This window comes from Nocardiopsis oceani (assembly GCF_054777395.1).
This window is the reverse complement of the sequence record NZ_BAAHAR010000004.1, coordinates 41,782-58,185: the sequence shown is the minus strand read 5'-3', so window position 1 is coordinate 58,185 and position 16,404 is coordinate 41,782. Positions and strand designations below refer to the sequence as shown.

The window sequence follows — 16,404 nt, the reverse complement described above, 5'->3', positions numbered from 1 at the left end:
CCCGTGCGCAACCTGTCCGGGCAGGGTCAATTCTTGGGAAAACCCGCGCGTGCGAGCTTCCCCCGCGTGGGATGATCGGCCGTATGGCCGTCGAGCGCGAACCATCCGTGATCGAACCCGAGCGCGTCCGCTCCGCGCTGGGCGGCTTGGGCGACCGCGCGGCCGTCCGCGAATGGGCGCAGCGCTACGCGGTGCTGGCTGATCCCTCCCGCCTCGCCCTGCTCGTGGCCGTCCACTACGCGCGGGAGATCTGCGTCTCCGACCTTGCGGTGGCGGTGGGGATGAGCGACACGGCCACCTCCCAGGCGCTGCGCCACCTGCGCGCGCACGGCCTGGTGGAGACCAGGCGCGAGGGCAAGCTCGTGCGCTACCGGCTGGCCGACGAGACGGTGCACGACCTCATCCATCTGGTGCGGCCGCACTCGGAGGTGCCGGAGCAGCCAGGCCGTGGGGCGTCTCGAGGCCGTGGTCGGCCATCAGCGCCGCGTCACCCATGACCTCGTACGGATCACCGCTCGCCGTGACGCGGCCGGCGTGGACGACCGCCACCCGGTCGCACACTTCGAGCAGGAAGTGCAGGTCGTGTGACGCGATCAGCAGTGTCTGGGCGGCGGTACCGAGGAACCTGATCAGCCGCCTGCGCGAACGCAGGTCCAGGCTCGCGGTGGGTTCGTCGTAGATGACCACGCGCGGGCGCAGCGCCAGCACCCCCGCGATGGAGACCATCCGCTTCTCCCCGCCGGACAGGTGGTGCGGGGCGCGGTCGGCGAGCTCCAGGGTCCCGGTGAGTGTGAGCACCTCGGCGACCCGGGCGCGCACCTCCTCAGCCGGCAGGCCCTGGTTGCGCGGACCGAAGGCGACATCATGCCACACGGAGGGGGAGAAGAGCTGGTCGTCCGGGTTCTGGAAGACCACGCCGATGTCGGGGTGGAAGCCGCCGGGGAGCACCGGAGCGCCGAAGACCCGCACGGTCCCGGCGTCCGGTGCCAGGACACCGCACGCGGTGAGGAAGAAGGTCGTCTTCCCGGCACCGTTGGGTCCGATCAGTCCGACCCGCTCTCCCGGTGCCACGCGCAAATCCGTGCCCCGCAGCACCTCGGGGCCGTCCGGGTAGGTGAACCGCAGCCCGGACGCGTCGAGCGCCGCGAGGTCTTCAGGGACTCCGCTGTTCCGGGGCGGGCCGGTCGTGGTCAAAGCACCTCCCAGAGGATCAGTGCGGCGGCGAGGAGCTGCGCCACCGCCAGAGCGGCAACGTCCCACGGCCCGGCCCGGACGTCGTGCCGGTGGCGCGGGGCCGCACCGTGGCCGCGCAGGATCATGGCCCTGTGGACCCGGGCCGACTGGTCGTGGCCGCGCACCAGCAGGCTCCCGGTGAGCGAACCGACCGTGGCCAGGGTGTGCCGGTCGGGGCGGCCCGGCCGGAAGCCGCGCAGCCGGGTCGCCGTGCGCATCCGGCCCAGGTCACCGCCCAGCTCGTACAGGTACCGGTAGGTCAGCAGCATCATGTCGGCGAGGAGGCTGGACAGGCGCAGGGCGCGCAGCGCGGTGACGGTCCGGAGCATCGGCGCCGTCGCGAACACCACCAGCCCGACCATGACGATGGCGGTGAACCGGCCCGCGACCAGCAGGGCATTGAGGACCCCCTCCGCGCGCACGGCGAACGGCCCCCACCGTGCCAGGACCGTCTCTCCGGAGACGAACGGCAGCACGAGCACCACCACGAGGACCAGCAGCCCCGGGTAGCGCAGGCGCCGGACCACGAAACCCAGCGGCAGCCTGGCCAGGACCACCAGCCCGACGGCGACCGCTACGAGGACGGGAACGAGCCGGGGGTCGGTGACGAAGGCGCACGCGAGGACCAGGGAACCGAGCCCCACCAGCTTCAGCCGCGGGTCCCAGCGGTGCACCGGCGAGTCGAGGTCCGCGTAGCGGTCGATGGCGTGGTTCATCCCGGCCACCCCGAGGGGCGGGGCCCGGAAGGATGGGCCCGCGGTTCCGGTTCGAGCAGCGACGGCCGCACCCGCAACAGGAAGAGCACCACCACCGCGGTGACGGCGCCCTCGATCGCCCCGAGCGGGACGTGCGCGAGGACCAGACCCACGATGGCGGCGCGCTCGGTGGCGGCGTCGATGCTGGTCGGCACCGTGGTGACGAGCAGGGCGAAGAGGATCGCGGCCGCGGCCACCAGCCCCGTGAACCCGCCCAGGAACCCGAACACGCCCGTCCAGAGCGGCCGCCGTGCGGCGGGGAGCCGGCCGCGCAGGCGGAAGAGGCCGAAGGCCAGTAGCGCGGGCAGGCCCATCATCGCCGCGTTGACGCCCAGGCTGGTCAGCCCTCCGTGCCCGAACAGGACCGCCTGGAAGAACAGCCCGACCAGGATCGCGGGGAAGGCGAACCAGCCCAGCACGACCCCCAGGAGCCCGTTGAGGATCAGGTGCACGCTGACCGGTGGTACCGGCACGTGGATCCAGCCCAGGACGAGGAAGGCCGCGGTGAACATCGCCGCCTTGGGCAGGTCGGCGGTCGGATCGCCGCGCTGCCGGATCCGGCGCAGCGAGTACCAGGTGGCGGCTGCGGTGAGCCCGAAACCGCCGATGAGCACGCTCGGCGGCAGGATCCCGTCCGGGATGTGCATCAGGCACGTTTCCGGCGGGCGAAGTACAGCGCCGTCATCACCAGGGCCCAGACGGCCAGCGCACCCATGACGGCCATCTGCAAGGGGCTGGCTTCGAGGGGACCGGCCCCGGAGGCGGTGTCACCACTGCCAGAGTCGCCCGGCCCGGTTTCGGGCTCGGGTGCCGGTTGTTCATCGGACTCGGGCGTCGGCTGCTCGTCGGGCTCGGCGAGCTCCACCTCCTCGGGCGGGGCGTCCTCCGCCACCTCGACGCGCACGGTGTCACCGTGCCCGGCCTGGCGGACCTCCACCTCCCAGATGCCCGTCTCGTCGGGCTCGAACAGGAAGACCCCCTCGGCGTCGACGCTCCCGGTCATCCACGGGTCCGAGTCGTCCTCGGGGGAGTACACGCTCACCTGGGCGTCCGTCATCGGTTCACCGGTGTCGTAGTGGGCGTCGATCCGCACGGCGTCGGTCTGCTCCTCGTCGAGCACCACCCCGTGTGCGAGGGCCTGCGCGGGCCAGCCGAGCAGGAGGAGGGCCGCGCCTCCCGCGAGGGCCGCGTGTGTCCGCCGCGTCCTGTCCCGTCTCATGCCGCAACCTCCGATGCGCGTCGGCGCGATGGAGAGAACGCGGGGGCGGGGGCGGACGCCTCTCACCTCATGATCTGATCAGACAAGACTAAATCGATCGGACCGCGGAGTACAGGTGCGATTCCGGAGCGCGGGGCGGGGGGGACGGGGAGCATCACCTCCGGCGCAGGGCGGAGACCGCGGTGGCCGCGGCGAAGATGAGCAGGAGCAGGCTCGCGGGGCCGAACACGGGCCGGGCCAGGTCGAGGAGGATATTGGCGCCGATGACCGGCGCGGTACCGATCATCCACCACAGACCCGCCATCACCGCGACCGGAAACAGGATCAGGACCACGCCGCCCCACCGCGGCGGGATGTGTCCGGCAGCCACGCCGCGGATCAGCAGCACCGCCAGCAACGGGACCAGGACGAGCGCGCCGGCGCCGATCACGGCCTCGCCCCAGTGGGGCAGGGCGACCGGCTCGATCGCGTACTCGGCCTCGCTGAGGTGGAAGCCCTCGGCGGCGGCCTCCTCCTCCGGCGGGGTGCGGGTCACCCACCAGGTCGCGATCGCCGAGGAGGCCAGGAGTGCACCCGCCTGCGCTGCGGAGACGAGGCCGGAGGGGAGGCCCGGGGAGATGCCGTACGAGAGGACCGAGGTTGGGCCCGAGGAGGGTTTCGGGGAACGGGGAGCCCGTGCGGTCAACGTGTCCATGACCCCATGCTGGCGGCCCGGGACCGGTCACGCGTGAGTGCGGCTACTCATCTCCGGGCTCCGCACTGCTCCCGTTGCCGTCCCCGGTGAGGATGTCCAGGGCGTGCTGGCGGTGGGTGGCGAACAGGGACAGCGCCGCTTCGGTGTCGCCGGAGCGCAGAGCCCGCGCGAGTTCGCGGTGCTCGCCGGGGATGTGGGCCACGTAGTCCTGGGAACTGACCCGGACCCGGTTGACCAGGAAGAGCCGCACCTGGCAGCGGATCGCCTGCCAGGCCTCCAGGAGGCGCCGGTGGCCGCTGGCGGCGTACACGGCGTCGTGGAAGGCGATGTCCAGCGAGACCAGCGTGTGGGCGTCCGCGGTTCGCTCCATGTTCTCGGCGGTCCGCTCGATCTCCGCGAGCGCCGTATCGTCGGCCCGGGCTACGGCCTCCCGTACCGCCAGCTGTTCCAGGGCGCCGCGCAGGCTGTCGAGTTCGGCGATGTCGCCGGCGGTCAGCTCGGTGACGGTGGCGCCGCGGTGCCAGGCGCTGCTGACCAGGCCTTCGACCTCCAGTCGCAGGAGCGCTTCGCGAACCGGGCCGCGGCTCACCTCCAGTGCCCGTGACAGCTCGGACTCGCGCAGCTGGCCTCCGGGCGGGTAGGTCCCGTCGAAGACCGCCTCGCGGATGCGGTCGGCCGCCTCGTCGGCCAGGCCGCGGCGGCGGGCGGGGGCGACCTGGGGACGATCGCGGCTCATGGACACCTCACCTCCGAACGTCCTAATGTTAACATTGCGACAAGTGGCCCGAACTCCTCTCTGAAAGGGTGCGCGATGACCGTGCTGGACTCTCCCATCCCGCGCTTCCACCTGGCCGTCCCGGTCGACGACCTGGCGGCCGCCCGCGGCTTCTACGGCGACGTGCTCGGCCTGTCCCAAGGGCGCAGCTCCGACAGCTGGATCGACTGGAACCTCGAGGGGCACCAGTTCGTGACCCACCTGGCCCCCGAGCGCCAGCGCCGCGTGCACAACCCCGTCGACGGCCACGACGTGCCGGTCCCGCACTTCGGCCTCATCCTCACGGTGGAGCGGTTCCAGAAGCTGGCCGAGCGCCTGCGCACGGCCGGCACCGAGTTCGTCATCGAGCCCTACGTGCGCTTCGAGGGTGAGCCCGGGGAGCAGTGGACCATGTTCCTGCTCGACCCGGCGGGCAACGCCCTGGAGTTCAAGGCCTTCGCCGACGACTCCCAGGTCTTCGCCACCTAGAGTCCGCTGTCACCTGCTGCCAGCCCGCCGCCGCGCCGGAAAACCCGTGGCGGCGGGCGATTCCGGGCACTAGGTTGCCCGGATGAGCGATGTTGAGTCAGAGCAGGTGTGGGACACCGAGACCGCGCAGAACTACGACACCCCGGGTGAGGGGATGTTCGCGCCCGAGGAGCTCGATCCGGCCGTGGACCGCCTGGCCGAACTGGCGGGCGGCGGTGCGGCGCTCGAGTTCGCCGCCGGTACGGGCCGGGTCACGGTGCCGCTCGCTAGGCGGGGTGTGCCGGTCACGGGGGTCGAACTCTCCGAGGCGATGCTCGCCCGGCTGCGGACGAAGGCCGACGAAGCGGAGATCCCCGTGACGGTCGGTGACATGGCCACCGTCTCCGTGCCGGGCGAGTTCTCGCTCGTGTACCTGGTCTACAACACGATCTCGAACCTGCTGACCCAGGAGGAGCAGGTCGAGTGCTTCCACAACGCGGCCAGGCACCTGTCCCCCGGAGGGCGGTTCGTCGTGGAGCTGGGGGTCCCCGAACTGCGGCGCCTGCCACCCGGCCAGGACGGACTGCTGTTCTCCGCCAAGACCGGTTATGTCGGCCTGGACACCTACGACGTCGTACTCCAGCACCTCGTCTCCCACCACTTCAAGTTCGGCAAGGGCCGCGAGGCACGGGTGGGACGGGTGAAGCAGAGGTACATCTGGCCCGCCGAACTCGACCTCATGGCGCGGATCGCCGGGTTCGAGCTGGAGTCACGGCACGCCGACTGGAAGGGGGCCGGGTTCACCGGGGAGTCCCGCTCGCACGTGTCGACCTACCGGCTGCCCGAGGCGGGGTGACCCCGGGGTGAGTGCCCACCCCGTGCCGTGTCCCGCGGCCGGGCGCTTGCGAGCTCTCGAACCCGCGGGTTGCTCGTCGGCTTACTCGTCGGCGCCGAAGGTGTTGTACTCGTTCGCGCGTTCCTGGCCGGAGAGGCCGTGGATGGCGTCCATGACCCGGTCGGTGATGACCCGGCGGGCTTTGCCCGGGGCCATACTGTCGAAGCCGCTGGAGAAATCCATGGGCTCGCCGAAGCGCACCGTGAAGGGGTGGGGGCGCGGCATGTTGGCGCCGATGGGCTGGACCTGTTGGGTTCCGGAGACCGCGACGGGCACGATCGGGGCCTTGGACTCGATGGCCAGGTGGGCGACGCCGGTACGGCCCCGGTAGAGGCGGCCGTCGCGGGAACGGGTGCCCTCCGGGTAGACCACGCAGGCCTCACCGTCGTTGAGCCGGTCCAGCATCATCTCCAACGACATCATGGCGTCGCGGGCGTTGCCGCGCCGGACCGGCATGGCGCCCAGGGAGCTGAACACGGTCTTGGTGATCCGCCCTTTGACACCGGGCGTCTCGAAGTAGTCGGACTTGGCCAGGAAGCGCACCGGGCGCTGGACCACCGACAGCGGGATGACGACGCTGTCCACGAAGGACAGGTGGTTGCTGGCGAGCAGGACCGGGCCGGTCATGGGGACGTTCTCACGGCCCTCGATGGTGGGTCGGCACAGCGTCCGGGCCAGGACCGAAGCCGTCTGCCGCAACGCACCGTAGAGCACGTGGTCTCCCTTTTTCTTGTCGGACAGCGCCGACAACAATGTAACGGTGACCGGTCGGTAACAATGGCTTCGGGGGTGCGGAGTGCGCCACGTCACCTACCGGGCGAACCGGGAGAATCAGTGCGGAAGAGTCGGAATCAGCTCGACAGCCGCCAGTCGGCGTTGGCCCCGCACACGACCAGGCAGGGGTTCTCGCCCGGAACGCGCCCGGCCAGCCATGCGGCGAAGGGGACGGCGGCCGCGGGTTCGGTGGCGATGCGGAACTCCTCCCAGAGGCGGGTCTGGGCACTGATGATCTCGGCATCGCTGACCAGCGCGGGCGTGACCGGGTTGGCGCGGAGCACCTCGAAGGGCACCTGACCCAGGGTGGCTGCGCCCAGCGCGGACGAGGCGACCGAATTCACCTCGGTCTGGACCGGGTGGCCGACCGCCATCGCCTCGTGCATGCTCCGGCACCCCTCGGGCTCCACCGCCACGACACTGCGGCCCTCGGCACCCAAGCGCACACCGGCGGCCAGGCCGCCGCCGCCCACGGCGACGACGATGGAATCGCACTCGGGCGCGTCGGCCGCGACCTCCAGGCCGATGGTGCCCTGGCCGGCGACCACGAGGGAGTCGTCGAAGGCGTGCAGGTACCGCACACCCTCGGACTCGGCCTGTTCCAGGGCGGCCTCGGCGGCCACGGCGTAGTGCTCGCCGACCCGGACGATCTCGGCACCGGTGGCCTCCAGGGGCGCGGCCTTGGCCTCGGGCACCGTCTCGGGGACGTACACCGTGGCGTGCACACCCAGGATCCGCGCCGCCGTGGCCACGCCCAGGCCGTGGTTGCCGCCCGAGGCGGTGATCACCCGGCTGGTGGGCGCGCCGCCGAGCAGCGCGTTGAGGGCACCGCGGAGCTTGAACGCACCCGTGCGCTGGAGGTGCTCCAGCTTCAGGCTGACCGGACGCCCGTCGACCTCGGTGTGTATCACCGGTGTGCGGCGGGAGTGCGGGGCGATCCGCTCGGCTGCGGCGCGGACGTCGATGGCCGTGGGCACGGCGGGTGCGGTCGTGGTGCTCATGCTCCCACCCTGCCCCTACTGTCCATTAACTTAAAGTTGGGTCTGCTAAATAATAGTAAGCAAGACTTTGTGTCATGCCTTGTTCTTGCTGATAGGGGAAGAGTGAGGACCGAGCGAAAGGGGAGGTGCCGTGCTGGACGCCAACCGGCTGAGGGTACTGGTGGAGATCGCGCACGCCGGATCCATCGCCGCCGCGGCCGAACGCCTCTCCTTCACCCCGCCCGCGCTCTCGCAGCAGCTCACCAAGCTGGAACGGGAGGTCGGGTGCGTGCTCGTCGAGCGCGGCCGCACCGGGGCGACCCTCACCGGGGCCGGGCTCGTCCTCCTCGAACACGGCGAACGGGTCCTCGGGGAGCTGCGCGACGCCGAGGCCGCCGTTCGCGCCGTGGCCGGGGAGCGCCCGGGCCGCCTGTCCCTGGGGGCCTTCGCCAGCGCGGGCAAGGTGCTGCTGCCCGAGGCGCTCGCGGTGTTCGGCCACGAACACCCGCACGTACGCCTGTCCCTTTCCGACATCGAACCGCCCGGCGGGCACGGCCTGGTCACCGCCGGGGACCTCGACCTGCTCGTCACCCACCGCTACCCGGGCGTGCCGCTGCCCCGAACAGGAGGCCTGCACCGGGAACGCCTCCTGGTGGACCCGCTCATGGTGGTGGCCCCCACCGGCCACCCCATCGCCGACGGCGACCTTTCCTTGGCGGACCTGGCAGACGAGGAGTGGATCTGCGGGGCGCCCGGCATCCACAACCGGGTCAGCCTGGACACCGCCGCCGCGGCCGCCGGGGTGCGCCTGACCGTGGCCTACGAGACCCAGGACTACGAGGTCGCTCTCGCCCTCATCAAGGCGGGGGTCGGCGTGGCGCTCATTCCCCAGAGCATTCTGGGCGCGGCCCGGGGCGGCGGATGGGTCAGCCGACCCCTGCGCGGTACCCACCTGGCCCGCGAGATCTACACCGTGCACCGCCGCCGACCGCCCGAGCCGGTCCCGGCCATGGTCGCGACCCTGCGGCGCACCGCCCACGCCCTCAGCAGCCGGAAGGAACCGGGTGACCGGAACGAACCGGGAAGCAGGCAGGACACGCGATGAGTCCGGGCGACATCCGAGGTCGGTACGGGACAGGATGCCGTGCACCCCGGAGAACGGAGCCCACCATGGCCGCACCCGCTGGACCGCTCGTCGTCAGTCTGCCGACCGCCGACCGCTGGCGTTCGATGGTCTTCTACCGTGACGCCTTCGGCTTCGAACCCGTGGGTGAACCGGCCGAGGACGGCGTGCCCGAGCCGCTGCAGTTCAAGCTCAACGACCAGGCCCTGCTGATGCTCGTTCCCACCGGAGGCTTCGGCTGGGTCGTGGGCGGGGATCGCCGGGTCGCACCGCCCGGCACCAGCGAGTGCCTGCTGAGCATGGCCGTCCCCGAGGAGGGCGGCGTCGCCGACGTAATGGAACGCGCCAGGAACGCCGGGGGAGAGGTCGTGACCGAACCCCAGCAGCACCCGTGGGGTTACTCGGGGGTCTGCGCCGACCTGGACGGCCACCTGTGGCAGGTCATCGTCCAACCGCCGTCCTTCCCCTGACCGGAACCGTCCCTGGCCGGCACCATCACGGTCCGCCCGGCGCCCCGTCCTACACCGGCGGGGTTCCGGGCGGCAGCGGCGCGTTCCACCGGTAGCGCAGGGACAGCACGCGCACCGTGAAGCACAGGAGCGCGCCGAACACGGCAATCCACCCCGCGCCGAACCCGGTCAGGTCCACGAGCACCACGAACCCCGCTCCGAGCATCGCCGGGATGGCGTACAGCCGTGAGTCGGCGCTGAGCACGGTGGGTACCCGGTTGAGGAGGGTGTCGCGGATCGTGCCGCCGCCCACCCCGGTGATGACGCCGAGGATCACCGCTTGGAGCGGACCGAACCCGTGTTCCAGCGCCTTGGTCGCTCCGATCACCGCGAACAGGCTCAGCCCCGCGGCGTCGAAGAGCAGGATCGGCTTGGCCAGGTGCCTGAGCTGGCGGCTGAGGAAGAACGCCAGCGTGGCCCCGGTCAGCGCGGTCACCAGGTACCTCCAGTCCTGGAAGGTCGCCGGGGTCTCGCCGAGCAGGACGTCGCGGATGATGCCGCCGCCGATGGCGGTCACCACACCGAGCGACATCACGCCGACGATGTCCACACGTGCGCTGCGGATGGCCGTCAGGGCCCCGTCCAGAGCGAAGGCGAAGACCCCTGCGAGGTCGAGGATCAGGATGATGTCTTGCGTGGACATGAGCCTGCGCCGGGTGTGGCGCTTCCTTCCGGTTCGGACCGAGGGCCAACCAAGAAGTACAGCACGGATTCGCCCGGTTCCCGCATGTCAGCGCTGTGAGGCGCCCCACGGTCGGCCCGCGGGGCGCCTCACCGTCGTCCTCCGGTGAGAGCTCGTTGCCCGGATCGACGAAGAGCCTGCGCTGGTTGGCGCCCGGTAGTGTCGGTCCATGGATGACCCTGACTTGTTGGAGATCGCCCCAGCTCTCTATCGGTTGCGTCTGCCCGGCGAACAAGCACATCTGCTCAACTCCTACATCTGGCTGGGTCCCAGAGGCGTCACACTGTTCGATACCGGATGGTCTGACAGCGCACCCCTCATCGAATCCGCGCTTCGATCCCTGGGGCGCGGCCGAAGGGACGTCGAGAGCGTCGTCCTGAGCCATTTCCATGAGGACCACGCTGGGGCCGCGGCGGAGATTTCCGAGTGGTCCAACGCTGAAGTGGCCGCGGGAGCGCCCGAGGCTCCGGTCGTCCGCGGAGCGGCGGACGGGCCAATGCCCTATTTCACCGACGCGGAGCGTGCTCTTCGCGGTGAACCGGCAGAGCCGCCGAGGGCCGCGGCCTGCCGGGTGGACGTCGAGCTGACTGATGGCGACACCATCGATTTCGGTGGTGGAGCGCGTGTGCTGCATACACCAGGGCACACACATGGGAGCGTCGCGCTGCATATCCCGGACCTTGGCGTGGTACTGACCGGTGACACGCTCGCGGAGTTCAACGGACACGTGGTGCTCGGTGCCTTCCACGTGGACCGAGCTGAGACACGGCGCTCCGCACTGCGGATCGCGGAAACCGGTGCTGGAATCGCCGGATTCGGGCACGGTGAACCCGTGCTTGCCGACGCCGCCGCGCTCATTCGGACCGCTCCGGACGCGTTCGCTGACACGCCCCATGACTGAGTTCTCAGCAGCTCGCGGGGGTAACCCGGCTCATAGGTCATCTCCTGTGACGGGTCTGCGGTAGCGCATCAGCGCCCGGTTGCAACCGCCAGCTGGACCCTGACGCGACGTGAGGCTCTAGCGTCAGCGCCATGACGATCAACGTTCTTGATACCGATGCTGGAATCGCCGCGGTACTGGAGGCACACGGCGAACGGCGTCGGGACGCGCTCCGTGACGTACTGGCGCCGATGGAGGGCATGTTCCGCTACGTCCCAGGTGAGGTCGACATGCTGCAGATGCACGCGATGGGCCTCCTCGGCTTCCCGCTCGACCGCGATGAGGAGGAGACCCGCGAGGCACTGGAACGACTGCGCGCCGCGGATGCGTGGGGTCGCATCGAGCGTGCACTTGCCGACGCCGTCGACGTGCAGCTCCGGGCGACCCCGGGCCTCCAGGTGCCGGACATCAGCGTTCTGCTCATGCTCGGAGACGTCGGCGACGAGTACTTCATGGGTCCGGCACGGGGTTTCGCTGGCAGCGGTGGGTTTTCCGGTTATATCTCCCTGAACCTGTGGCCCACTGAGGAGAACCTGGCCCGATTGGAGGCCTTGGCGACGCACGAGTTGAACCACAACCTGCGCTATGCCCCGGGTGGTGTGGCCTGGGACCCGGCGACCGTCGTGGTGGGTGAGCACGTCGTCTCCGAAGGTCTCGCCGATGCCTTCGCCCGACAACTGCACGGCGATGCCGGATATACCTCCTTCGGGCTGCCTCACCTGCACGACGACGCTGTGTTCGCCAAGGTCGTCGCCGGGCTGGAGGTCGGTGGGATGGAGAACTTCACGGCGTGGGTCCTCGGCGACGAATCCGCCAGGCGTTTCGGCGCCGAACCGGTCGGCCTTCCGATGGGTGCCGGCTACGCCGTCGGGAACCGCCTGGTCGACGCCTACCTCTCCGCGACCGGCCAGAGCGCTGCCGAGGCACTGCACGCACCGAGCCGTGACGTGATCGAGGCCGCATTGGCCCGATAGCGGTGAGACCGGCGTTGGAGGGCCGGGGCACACGTTGTGTACCTTCCGGCCGTGACGGGACGGGCGCTCGTGACGGGGCCAGCGTGTGTTCGGGCCGGTGGACCCGGTCGCCGGGGTCCGGGCGGGGACCAGGTGCGAGCCCTGACCGACCCCGCGCGCGTGTCGGGTCTTCCCGTGCCGTGCTTTCGGGGACACCATCGGGGTAAACCACCGGACCGCGGGCGGAGCGAGGCACATGGGACACCTGGACGCAATCATCATCGGTATGGGTCCGGGCGGTGAGACGGTCGCCGACCGCCTGCTCACCGAGGGAAAGCGGGTGGCGGTGGTCGAACGCGAACTCGTCGGCGGCGAGTGCGGCTACTGGGCCTGTATCCCCACGAAGGTCCTGCTGCGGTCGCCGGAAGTGCGCCAGGAGGCGGTTGGCGCCGCCGGGGTCGGTACGCCCGGTCTGGACTGGCCCGGGCTGCGCGACTACCGCGACCAGATGATCCGTCACCTGGACGACTCCAAGCAGGTCGAGAACTACCGGGAGCGCGGGGCCCTGACGTTGCGGGGCGCCGCGCGGATCGTGGGCCGGGACCCGTGGCGGGTGGCGGTCGGCGACACCGAGCACACTGCGGACCATGTCGTGGTGGCCACGGGGTCGGGCCCCCTGGTCCCGCCGATCGAGGGACTGGCGGACCTGGGCTCGGACGTGGTGTGGACCAACCGCGAGGCGACCACCCTCACCGAGATCCCCGGACGCGCTGTAGTGGTCGGGGGCAGCGCCGTCGGCGTCGAACTGGGCCAGTTCCTCGCCCGGATGGGCACGCGCGTCACCATCGTCCAGCGCGGCCCCCGGCTCCTGGACCGCGAGGATCCCCGGTTGTGCGAACTGGTCGGCGACCAGTTCCACCGGGACGGGATCACCGTCCACACCGGCAGCGAGGTCGCCTCGGTCCGGTGGGAGGACGGTGAGGTCGTCGCCGCCCTCTCCGGCGGAGAGCGGCTCCGGGCGGACGTGGTCGTTCTGGCCAGCGGGCGCGTTCCCCGAGCCGGGGAACTGGGACTGGCGGAGCTCGGCGTGGAAGTGGAGGATGGTGCGCTGCCCGTCGACGACCACTGCCGGGCCGCACCCGGGCTGTGGGGCATCGGGGACGTCACCGCCAGGTCGATGTTCACGCACGTGGCCAAGTACCAGGGCAAGGTGGCCGCCGACAACATCCTCGGCGCCGAGCGTGTGGCCGACTACACAGCCGTTCCGCGGGTGGTGTTCTCCGACCCGGAGATCGCCGCGGTGGGTCTGACCGAGGAGCAGGCGGGTGCGCGCGGTATCGATGTGACCACCGCCGAGACGGACCTGACCGCGGCCTTGGCCCGCCCTTGGACCATGGAGACGGACCCGAGCGGCACCCTGGGCCTCATCGCCGACCGCGATCACGGGGTGCTGGTGGGGGCCTGGGCCTTCGGCCCCATGGCCTCGGAGTGGATCCACACCGCCGCGCTCGCGATCCGCATGGGCCTGCCGATCGCCGCCCTACGCGACTCGATCCCGCAGTTCCCCACCTTCAACGAGGGCTACCTGAACGCTTTGGAGGCCTTGGACGTGTGAGACCCGTCCGCCCGGCGGTGTGCCCGCCGACTCAGCCTTGGAGCGCTGCGGCCTCCTCGGCTTCCACGCTCTTGTTCCACTCTGCCTTGGAGGCCTGCCAGGCGTCCTCGTCGCGGCCGAGGCGCCAGTAGCCGGAGACCGACAGGCGCTCCTCGGGGAGAGCGTGTTCCACGCGGAGAAGCCGGCGCAGGTCGCGGACGAAGTTGGCCTCGCCGTGGACGAAGGCCTGCCCGTCACCGGCGGGGAACTCCAGTGCGCGCAAGGCCGGGACGAGCTTGGACCCCACGACACCGCCCTCACGGTACAGCCAGCGGACGTGGACGCCCTCCCGGACCGCTAGGGGCTGTTCCTCGGCGGCGTTGTCTACCTCAACGAACACGTGCGCCGGGCTAGCCTCCGGCAGCGCTTCGAGGGCGGCGGCGATGGCGGGCAGGGCGCTCTCGTCCCCGGCCAGCAGGTGCTAGTCGGCCCCGGGGCTGGGGGCGTAGCCGCCGCCGGGGCCGAGGAAGCGGAGCCGGTCCCCGGGCTTGGCTCCGGCCGCCCAGACCCCGGCCAGACCGACCTCGCCGTGGTGGACGAAGTCGATGGTGAGTTCCCGGGTGCCGGGATCCCAGGTGCGCACGGTGTAGGTGCGGGTGACCGGCCACTCCGAGCGGGGGAGTTCGGCCCGGACCGCTTCGAGGTCGTAATGCTCGGGCTCGTCCGGTGCGGGCGGCGGGAACAGCAGCTTGACGTAGCTGTCGGTGGCGCCGCCGGTGGCGAACTCCGAGAGCCCCTCACCGCCCAGGACGACCCGGACCATGTGCGGGGTCAACCGCTCCACCCGCTCGACCCGGCCGGTGTGTACGGTCGCCTTCGGCCGTGCTCGCCGCTCCGTCACGGCGCCCCCTCTCGTTGGGTTAGGTAAGCCTAACCATGCCTACCTTAGGGGTCGCCTCGGCGGTGGGCAAACTGGAACCGGGCACGCCGGAGGCGGGCAGACCCCAGGGGCGAGGGTTCTCAGTGGGTCTTCGCGTGCGGCTCGGTGCGGTCGGCCCCGGTGAAGGCGTCGTGCAGGTCGACATCCCGCTCGTCGGCCCCCGCGCGCACAGCCGCCAGCCACGCCGCGCCGCCGGACGTGCACCCGGCCAGCATCACCCGCGATCCGGTGCCCATGGTGAGCTTGTGGGTCAGGGCTTCGCGTACCGGGGCGGAGCGCGCGAGGACGGATCCGGCCAGGACCACGGGCAGGTGTTCGCCGGGCACGCGCACCTGGTGCACCGACTGGGCCAGGTGGCCCGCCGCGGCGTTCACGATCACCTCGGCCGCCCCGTCGTGGAGCGCGTGGGCGTCGGTGACCAGCGGGGCGAGTTCGGCCAGGCCGATCGGCGGGCCGGAGGTGAGGGTGCGGGCGAAATTGCGCGCGTGCTCCTCGGGCCACCGGTCCGTGTCGTTTGGCCGCTGACCGGGGATGACCCGCTTGGCAACGGTACGGGCCAGCGGGCTGAGCTCCCCGCCCAGGCTGAGCTGGCGGGCGGTCTCCTTGGCCGCTTGGTGGCCGATCCAGAAGGCCGACCCCTCGTCGCCGATCAGCCAGCCCATGCCGTCCGCGGACCTGCCGCGGCGCCGCCCCTCGACCCGGGTGGCGATCGCTCCGGTCCCGGCGATGAGGACGGTGCCGTCACGTTCCAGGGTGCCCGAGGCGAAGGCGACCGTGTCGTCCCCGGTGAACTCCTTCCCGCTCGGCTCCAGTCCGGCCTTGGCCAGGGCGCTTTCCAAGCGGGCCCGGACGGTGTCGTCGCGCAGGGCCGAAACGCCGGCCAGCCCGATCACGCCCGCCGCCACGGCCTCCCGAGCCCAGGGCCCGGCCCGGTCCAAGGCAGTGCCGACCGCCTCGGTCAGTTGCTCGCCCGCCCGCTCGGCTCCGTGCGTGTTGGGGTTGGCACCTCCGGCCCAGCCTTCGCCGAGGCGTTCACCGCCCAGGGTGGTCACCAGCGCCCGGGTGGTGGTGCCCCCGGCGTCCACCCCCACGACGAGGGCGGGGCCGGCGGGGGGAGGGGGCGTCTCTCGTGTCGTCACATCCGAAACGTGCCCCGCCGGTGTGCGGGTTACTCGCCCTCGACGCGGGCCAGCGCGAGCGCGGACCGGAGGGCCTCCCTGACGGCCTCATCGTCCAAGGGGTCACCGGTGACCAGGAGGCGCAGGTACAGCGGGGCGGCCAGTGCGCGCACCAGCAGGGCCGGTTCGGTTCCTTGAGGGAGTTCCCCGCGGGCCACGGCACGCTCCACCACGGGCTTGGCCCGCTCGATCCGGTCGGCGAACATCCGGTCCCGCACCAGGGCGACCTCGGGGATGCGCACGGCGTCGGCGAGCATCGCGGCGACGACGGACCCGGCGGGCGAGGCGAGCATGCCGACCAGCGCGGAGGCCATCGCCCGCAAGTCGCCGTCCAGGGACCCGGTGTCCGGTATGGGTACGTCGGCGGCGACGAAACCGCTCAGCGCGTCCGCCACGAGCTCCTGCCGGTCGCCCCAGCGCCGGTAGACCGTGGTCTTGTGCACCCCCGCGCGCAGAGCCACGGACTCTACGGAGAGTCCGGCGTACCCCTTCTCGCCCAGCTCCGCCAAGGCCGCCTCGGTGACTGCGGTTCGAACCTTGGCGCCCCGGCCGACCTGGCCGGTGCGCGAACGCGGTGCCTCAACCACGCGGATCCTCCGTTCCACCGGTGGCCTTCCCACCGGAGATATCCCTTGCGGCCCCGGGGAGGGGCCCGCATACTGAAGATATCGCAACAAAAAGTTGCGATATCGGATCGGCCCGCCCTACCCGAG

19 protein-coding genes and 1 pseudogene are annotated in these 16,404 nt (G+C 71.3%); 8 read left to right on the top strand and 12 right to left on the bottom strand.

Annotated elements, in window-relative coordinates; all coding sequences use genetic code 11:
- Positions 1 to 83: 83 nt before the first annotated feature.
- Complete coding sequence (locus ACYVDG_RS03120) at positions 84 to 497, top strand: ArsR/SmtB family transcription factor (RefSeq protein WP_460746714.1); 414 nt, start codon at positions 84 to 86, stop codon at positions 495 to 497.
- On the opposite strand, the gene ACYVDG_RS03115 is transcribed toward ACYVDG_RS03120, so the two are convergent.
- The 6 genes from ACYVDG_RS03115 to ACYVDG_RS03090 all read right to left on the bottom strand — a co-directional run bounded on the left by ACYVDG_RS03115 (position 400) and on the right by ACYVDG_RS03090 (position 4,637).
- Positions 400 to 1,194 (bottom strand): energy-coupling factor ABC transporter ATP-binding protein, encoded by a 795-nt coding sequence (locus tag ACYVDG_RS03115; RefSeq protein ID WP_460746713.1) that lies wholly within the window; start codon positions 1,192 to 1,194, stop codon positions 400 to 402. The two genes, ACYVDG_RS03120 and ACYVDG_RS03115, sit on opposite strands and share 98 nt — an antisense overlap.
- A complete protein-coding gene (gene cbiQ, locus ACYVDG_RS03110; protein ID WP_460746712.1) occupies positions 1,191 to 1,949 on the bottom strand; it encodes a cobalt ECF transporter T component CbiQ in 759 nt (252 codons plus the stop codon). The genes ACYVDG_RS03115 and cbiQ overlap by 4 nt, the downstream gene beginning before the upstream one ends.
- Positions 1,946 to 2,635 (bottom strand): cobalt transporter CbiM, encoded by a 690-nt coding sequence (gene cbiM / locus ACYVDG_RS03105; RefSeq protein WP_460746711.1) that lies wholly within the window; start codon positions 2,633 to 2,635, stop codon positions 1,946 to 1,948. Before cbiM ends, cbiQ begins: the two co-directional genes overlap by 4 nt.
- Positions 2,635 to 3,207, bottom strand: coding sequence for a hypothetical protein (locus tag ACYVDG_RS03100; protein ID WP_460746710.1), 573 nt, complete (start codon positions 3,205 to 3,207; stop codon positions 2,635 to 2,637). The genes cbiM and ACYVDG_RS03100 overlap by 1 nt, the downstream gene beginning before the upstream one ends.
- Before the next feature lie 154 nt (positions 3,208 to 3,361).
- The gene (locus ACYVDG_RS03095; protein ID WP_460746709.1) at positions 3,362 to 3,901 is read right to left on the bottom strand and encodes a hypothetical protein; all 540 of its coding nucleotides are present in this window, start codon (positions 3,899 to 3,901) and stop codon (positions 3,362 to 3,364) included.
- Positions 3,902 to 3,944: 43 nt separating this feature from the next.
- Positions 3,945 to 4,637 carry a GntR family transcriptional regulator gene (locus ACYVDG_RS03090; protein WP_460746708.1) on the bottom strand — a complete coding sequence of 231 codons (693 nt, stop codon included), beginning with the start codon at positions 4,635 to 4,637 and terminating at the stop codon, positions 3,945 to 3,947.
- A gap of 75 nt (positions 4,638 to 4,712) precedes the next feature.
- Here ACYVDG_RS03090 and ACYVDG_RS03085 point away from each other — a divergent pair, with 75 nt between their 5' ends.
- Positions 4,713 to 5,144: a VOC family protein gene (locus ACYVDG_RS03085; protein WP_460746707.1), complete on the top strand. Its 432-nt coding sequence runs from the start codon at positions 4,713 to 4,715 to the stop codon at positions 5,142 to 5,144.
- Between the two features lie 82 nt (positions 5,145 to 5,226).
- The gene (locus tag ACYVDG_RS03080; protein ID WP_460746706.1) at positions 5,227 to 5,979 is read left to right on the top strand and encodes a class I SAM-dependent methyltransferase; all 753 of its coding nucleotides are present in this window, start codon (positions 5,227 to 5,229) and stop codon (positions 5,977 to 5,979) included.
- Positions 5,980 to 6,060: 81 nt separating this feature from the next.
- Here ACYVDG_RS03080 and ACYVDG_RS03075 read toward each other — a convergent pair whose 3' ends face one another.
- A complete protein-coding gene (locus ACYVDG_RS03075) occupies positions 6,061 to 6,732 on the bottom strand; it encodes a lysophospholipid acyltransferase family protein (RefSeq protein ID WP_460746835.1) in 672 nt (223 codons plus the stop codon).
- Between the two features lie 137 nt (positions 6,733 to 6,869).
- Positions 6,870 to 7,793, bottom strand: coding sequence for a threonine/serine dehydratase (locus ACYVDG_RS03070; RefSeq protein WP_460746705.1), 924 nt, complete (start codon positions 7,791 to 7,793; stop codon positions 6,870 to 6,872).
- 130 nt (positions 7,794 to 7,923) lie between these two features.
- Between ACYVDG_RS03070 and ACYVDG_RS03065 the strand changes: the two genes are divergently transcribed.
- Together ACYVDG_RS03065 and ACYVDG_RS03060 are read left to right on the top strand one after the other, a co-directional pair.
- On the top strand, positions 7,924 to 8,877 hold the full coding sequence (locus tag ACYVDG_RS03065) for a LysR family transcriptional regulator (protein ID WP_460746704.1): 954 nt from the start codon (positions 7,924 to 7,926) through the stop codon (positions 8,875 to 8,877).
- A gap of 65 nt (positions 8,878 to 8,942) precedes the next feature.
- Positions 8,943 to 9,365, top strand: a complete 423-nt coding sequence (locus ACYVDG_RS03060) for a VOC family protein (protein WP_460746703.1) — start codon at positions 8,943 to 8,945, stop codon at positions 9,363 to 9,365.
- 49 nt (positions 9,366 to 9,414) lie between these two features.
- Here ACYVDG_RS03060 and ACYVDG_RS03055 read toward each other — a convergent pair whose 3' ends face one another.
- The gene (locus ACYVDG_RS03055; RefSeq protein ID WP_460746702.1) at positions 9,415 to 10,047 is read right to left on the bottom strand and encodes a trimeric intracellular cation channel family protein; all 633 of its coding nucleotides are present in this window, start codon (positions 10,045 to 10,047) and stop codon (positions 9,415 to 9,417) included.
- Positions 10,048 to 10,255: 208 nt separating this feature from the next.
- On the opposite strand from ACYVDG_RS03055, the gene ACYVDG_RS03050 reads away from it, so the two are divergent.
- The 3 genes from ACYVDG_RS03050 to ACYVDG_RS03040 all read left to right on the top strand — a co-directional run bounded on the left by ACYVDG_RS03050 (position 10,256) and on the right by ACYVDG_RS03040 (position 13,594).
- Positions 10,256 to 10,987 (top strand): MBL fold metallo-hydrolase, encoded by a 732-nt coding sequence (locus ACYVDG_RS03050; RefSeq protein WP_460746701.1) that lies wholly within the window; start codon positions 10,256 to 10,258, stop codon positions 10,985 to 10,987.
- Between the two features lie 131 nt (positions 10,988 to 11,118).
- On the top strand, positions 11,119 to 12,000 hold the full coding sequence (locus ACYVDG_RS03045) for a DUF2268 domain-containing putative Zn-dependent protease (protein WP_460746700.1): 882 nt from the start codon (positions 11,119 to 11,121) through the stop codon (positions 11,998 to 12,000).
- 235 nt (positions 12,001 to 12,235) lie between these two features.
- Positions 12,236 to 13,594 (top strand): dihydrolipoyl dehydrogenase family protein, encoded by a 1,359-nt coding sequence (locus tag ACYVDG_RS03040; protein ID WP_460746699.1) that lies wholly within the window; start codon positions 12,236 to 12,238, stop codon positions 13,592 to 13,594.
- A 31-nt stretch (positions 13,595 to 13,625) separates the two neighbouring features.
- Here ACYVDG_RS03040 and ACYVDG_RS03035 read toward each other — a convergent pair.
- The 3 genes and pseudogenes from ACYVDG_RS03035 to ACYVDG_RS03025 form a co-directional block, all read right to left on the bottom strand.
- Positions 13,626 to 14,474 (bottom strand): annotated as a pseudogene (locus tag ACYVDG_RS03035) (siderophore-interacting protein).
- 119 nt (positions 14,475 to 14,593) lie between these two features.
- Positions 14,594 to 15,598, bottom strand: a complete 1,005-nt coding sequence (locus ACYVDG_RS03030; protein WP_460746834.1) for an N-acetylglucosamine kinase — start codon at positions 15,596 to 15,598, stop codon at positions 14,594 to 14,596.
- Between the two features lie 83 nt (positions 15,599 to 15,681).
- Positions 15,682 to 16,278, bottom strand: a complete 597-nt coding sequence (locus ACYVDG_RS03025) for a TetR/AcrR family transcriptional regulator (RefSeq protein WP_460746698.1) — start codon at positions 16,276 to 16,278, stop codon at positions 15,682 to 15,684.
- Positions 16,279 to 16,404 lie beyond the last annotated feature (126 nt).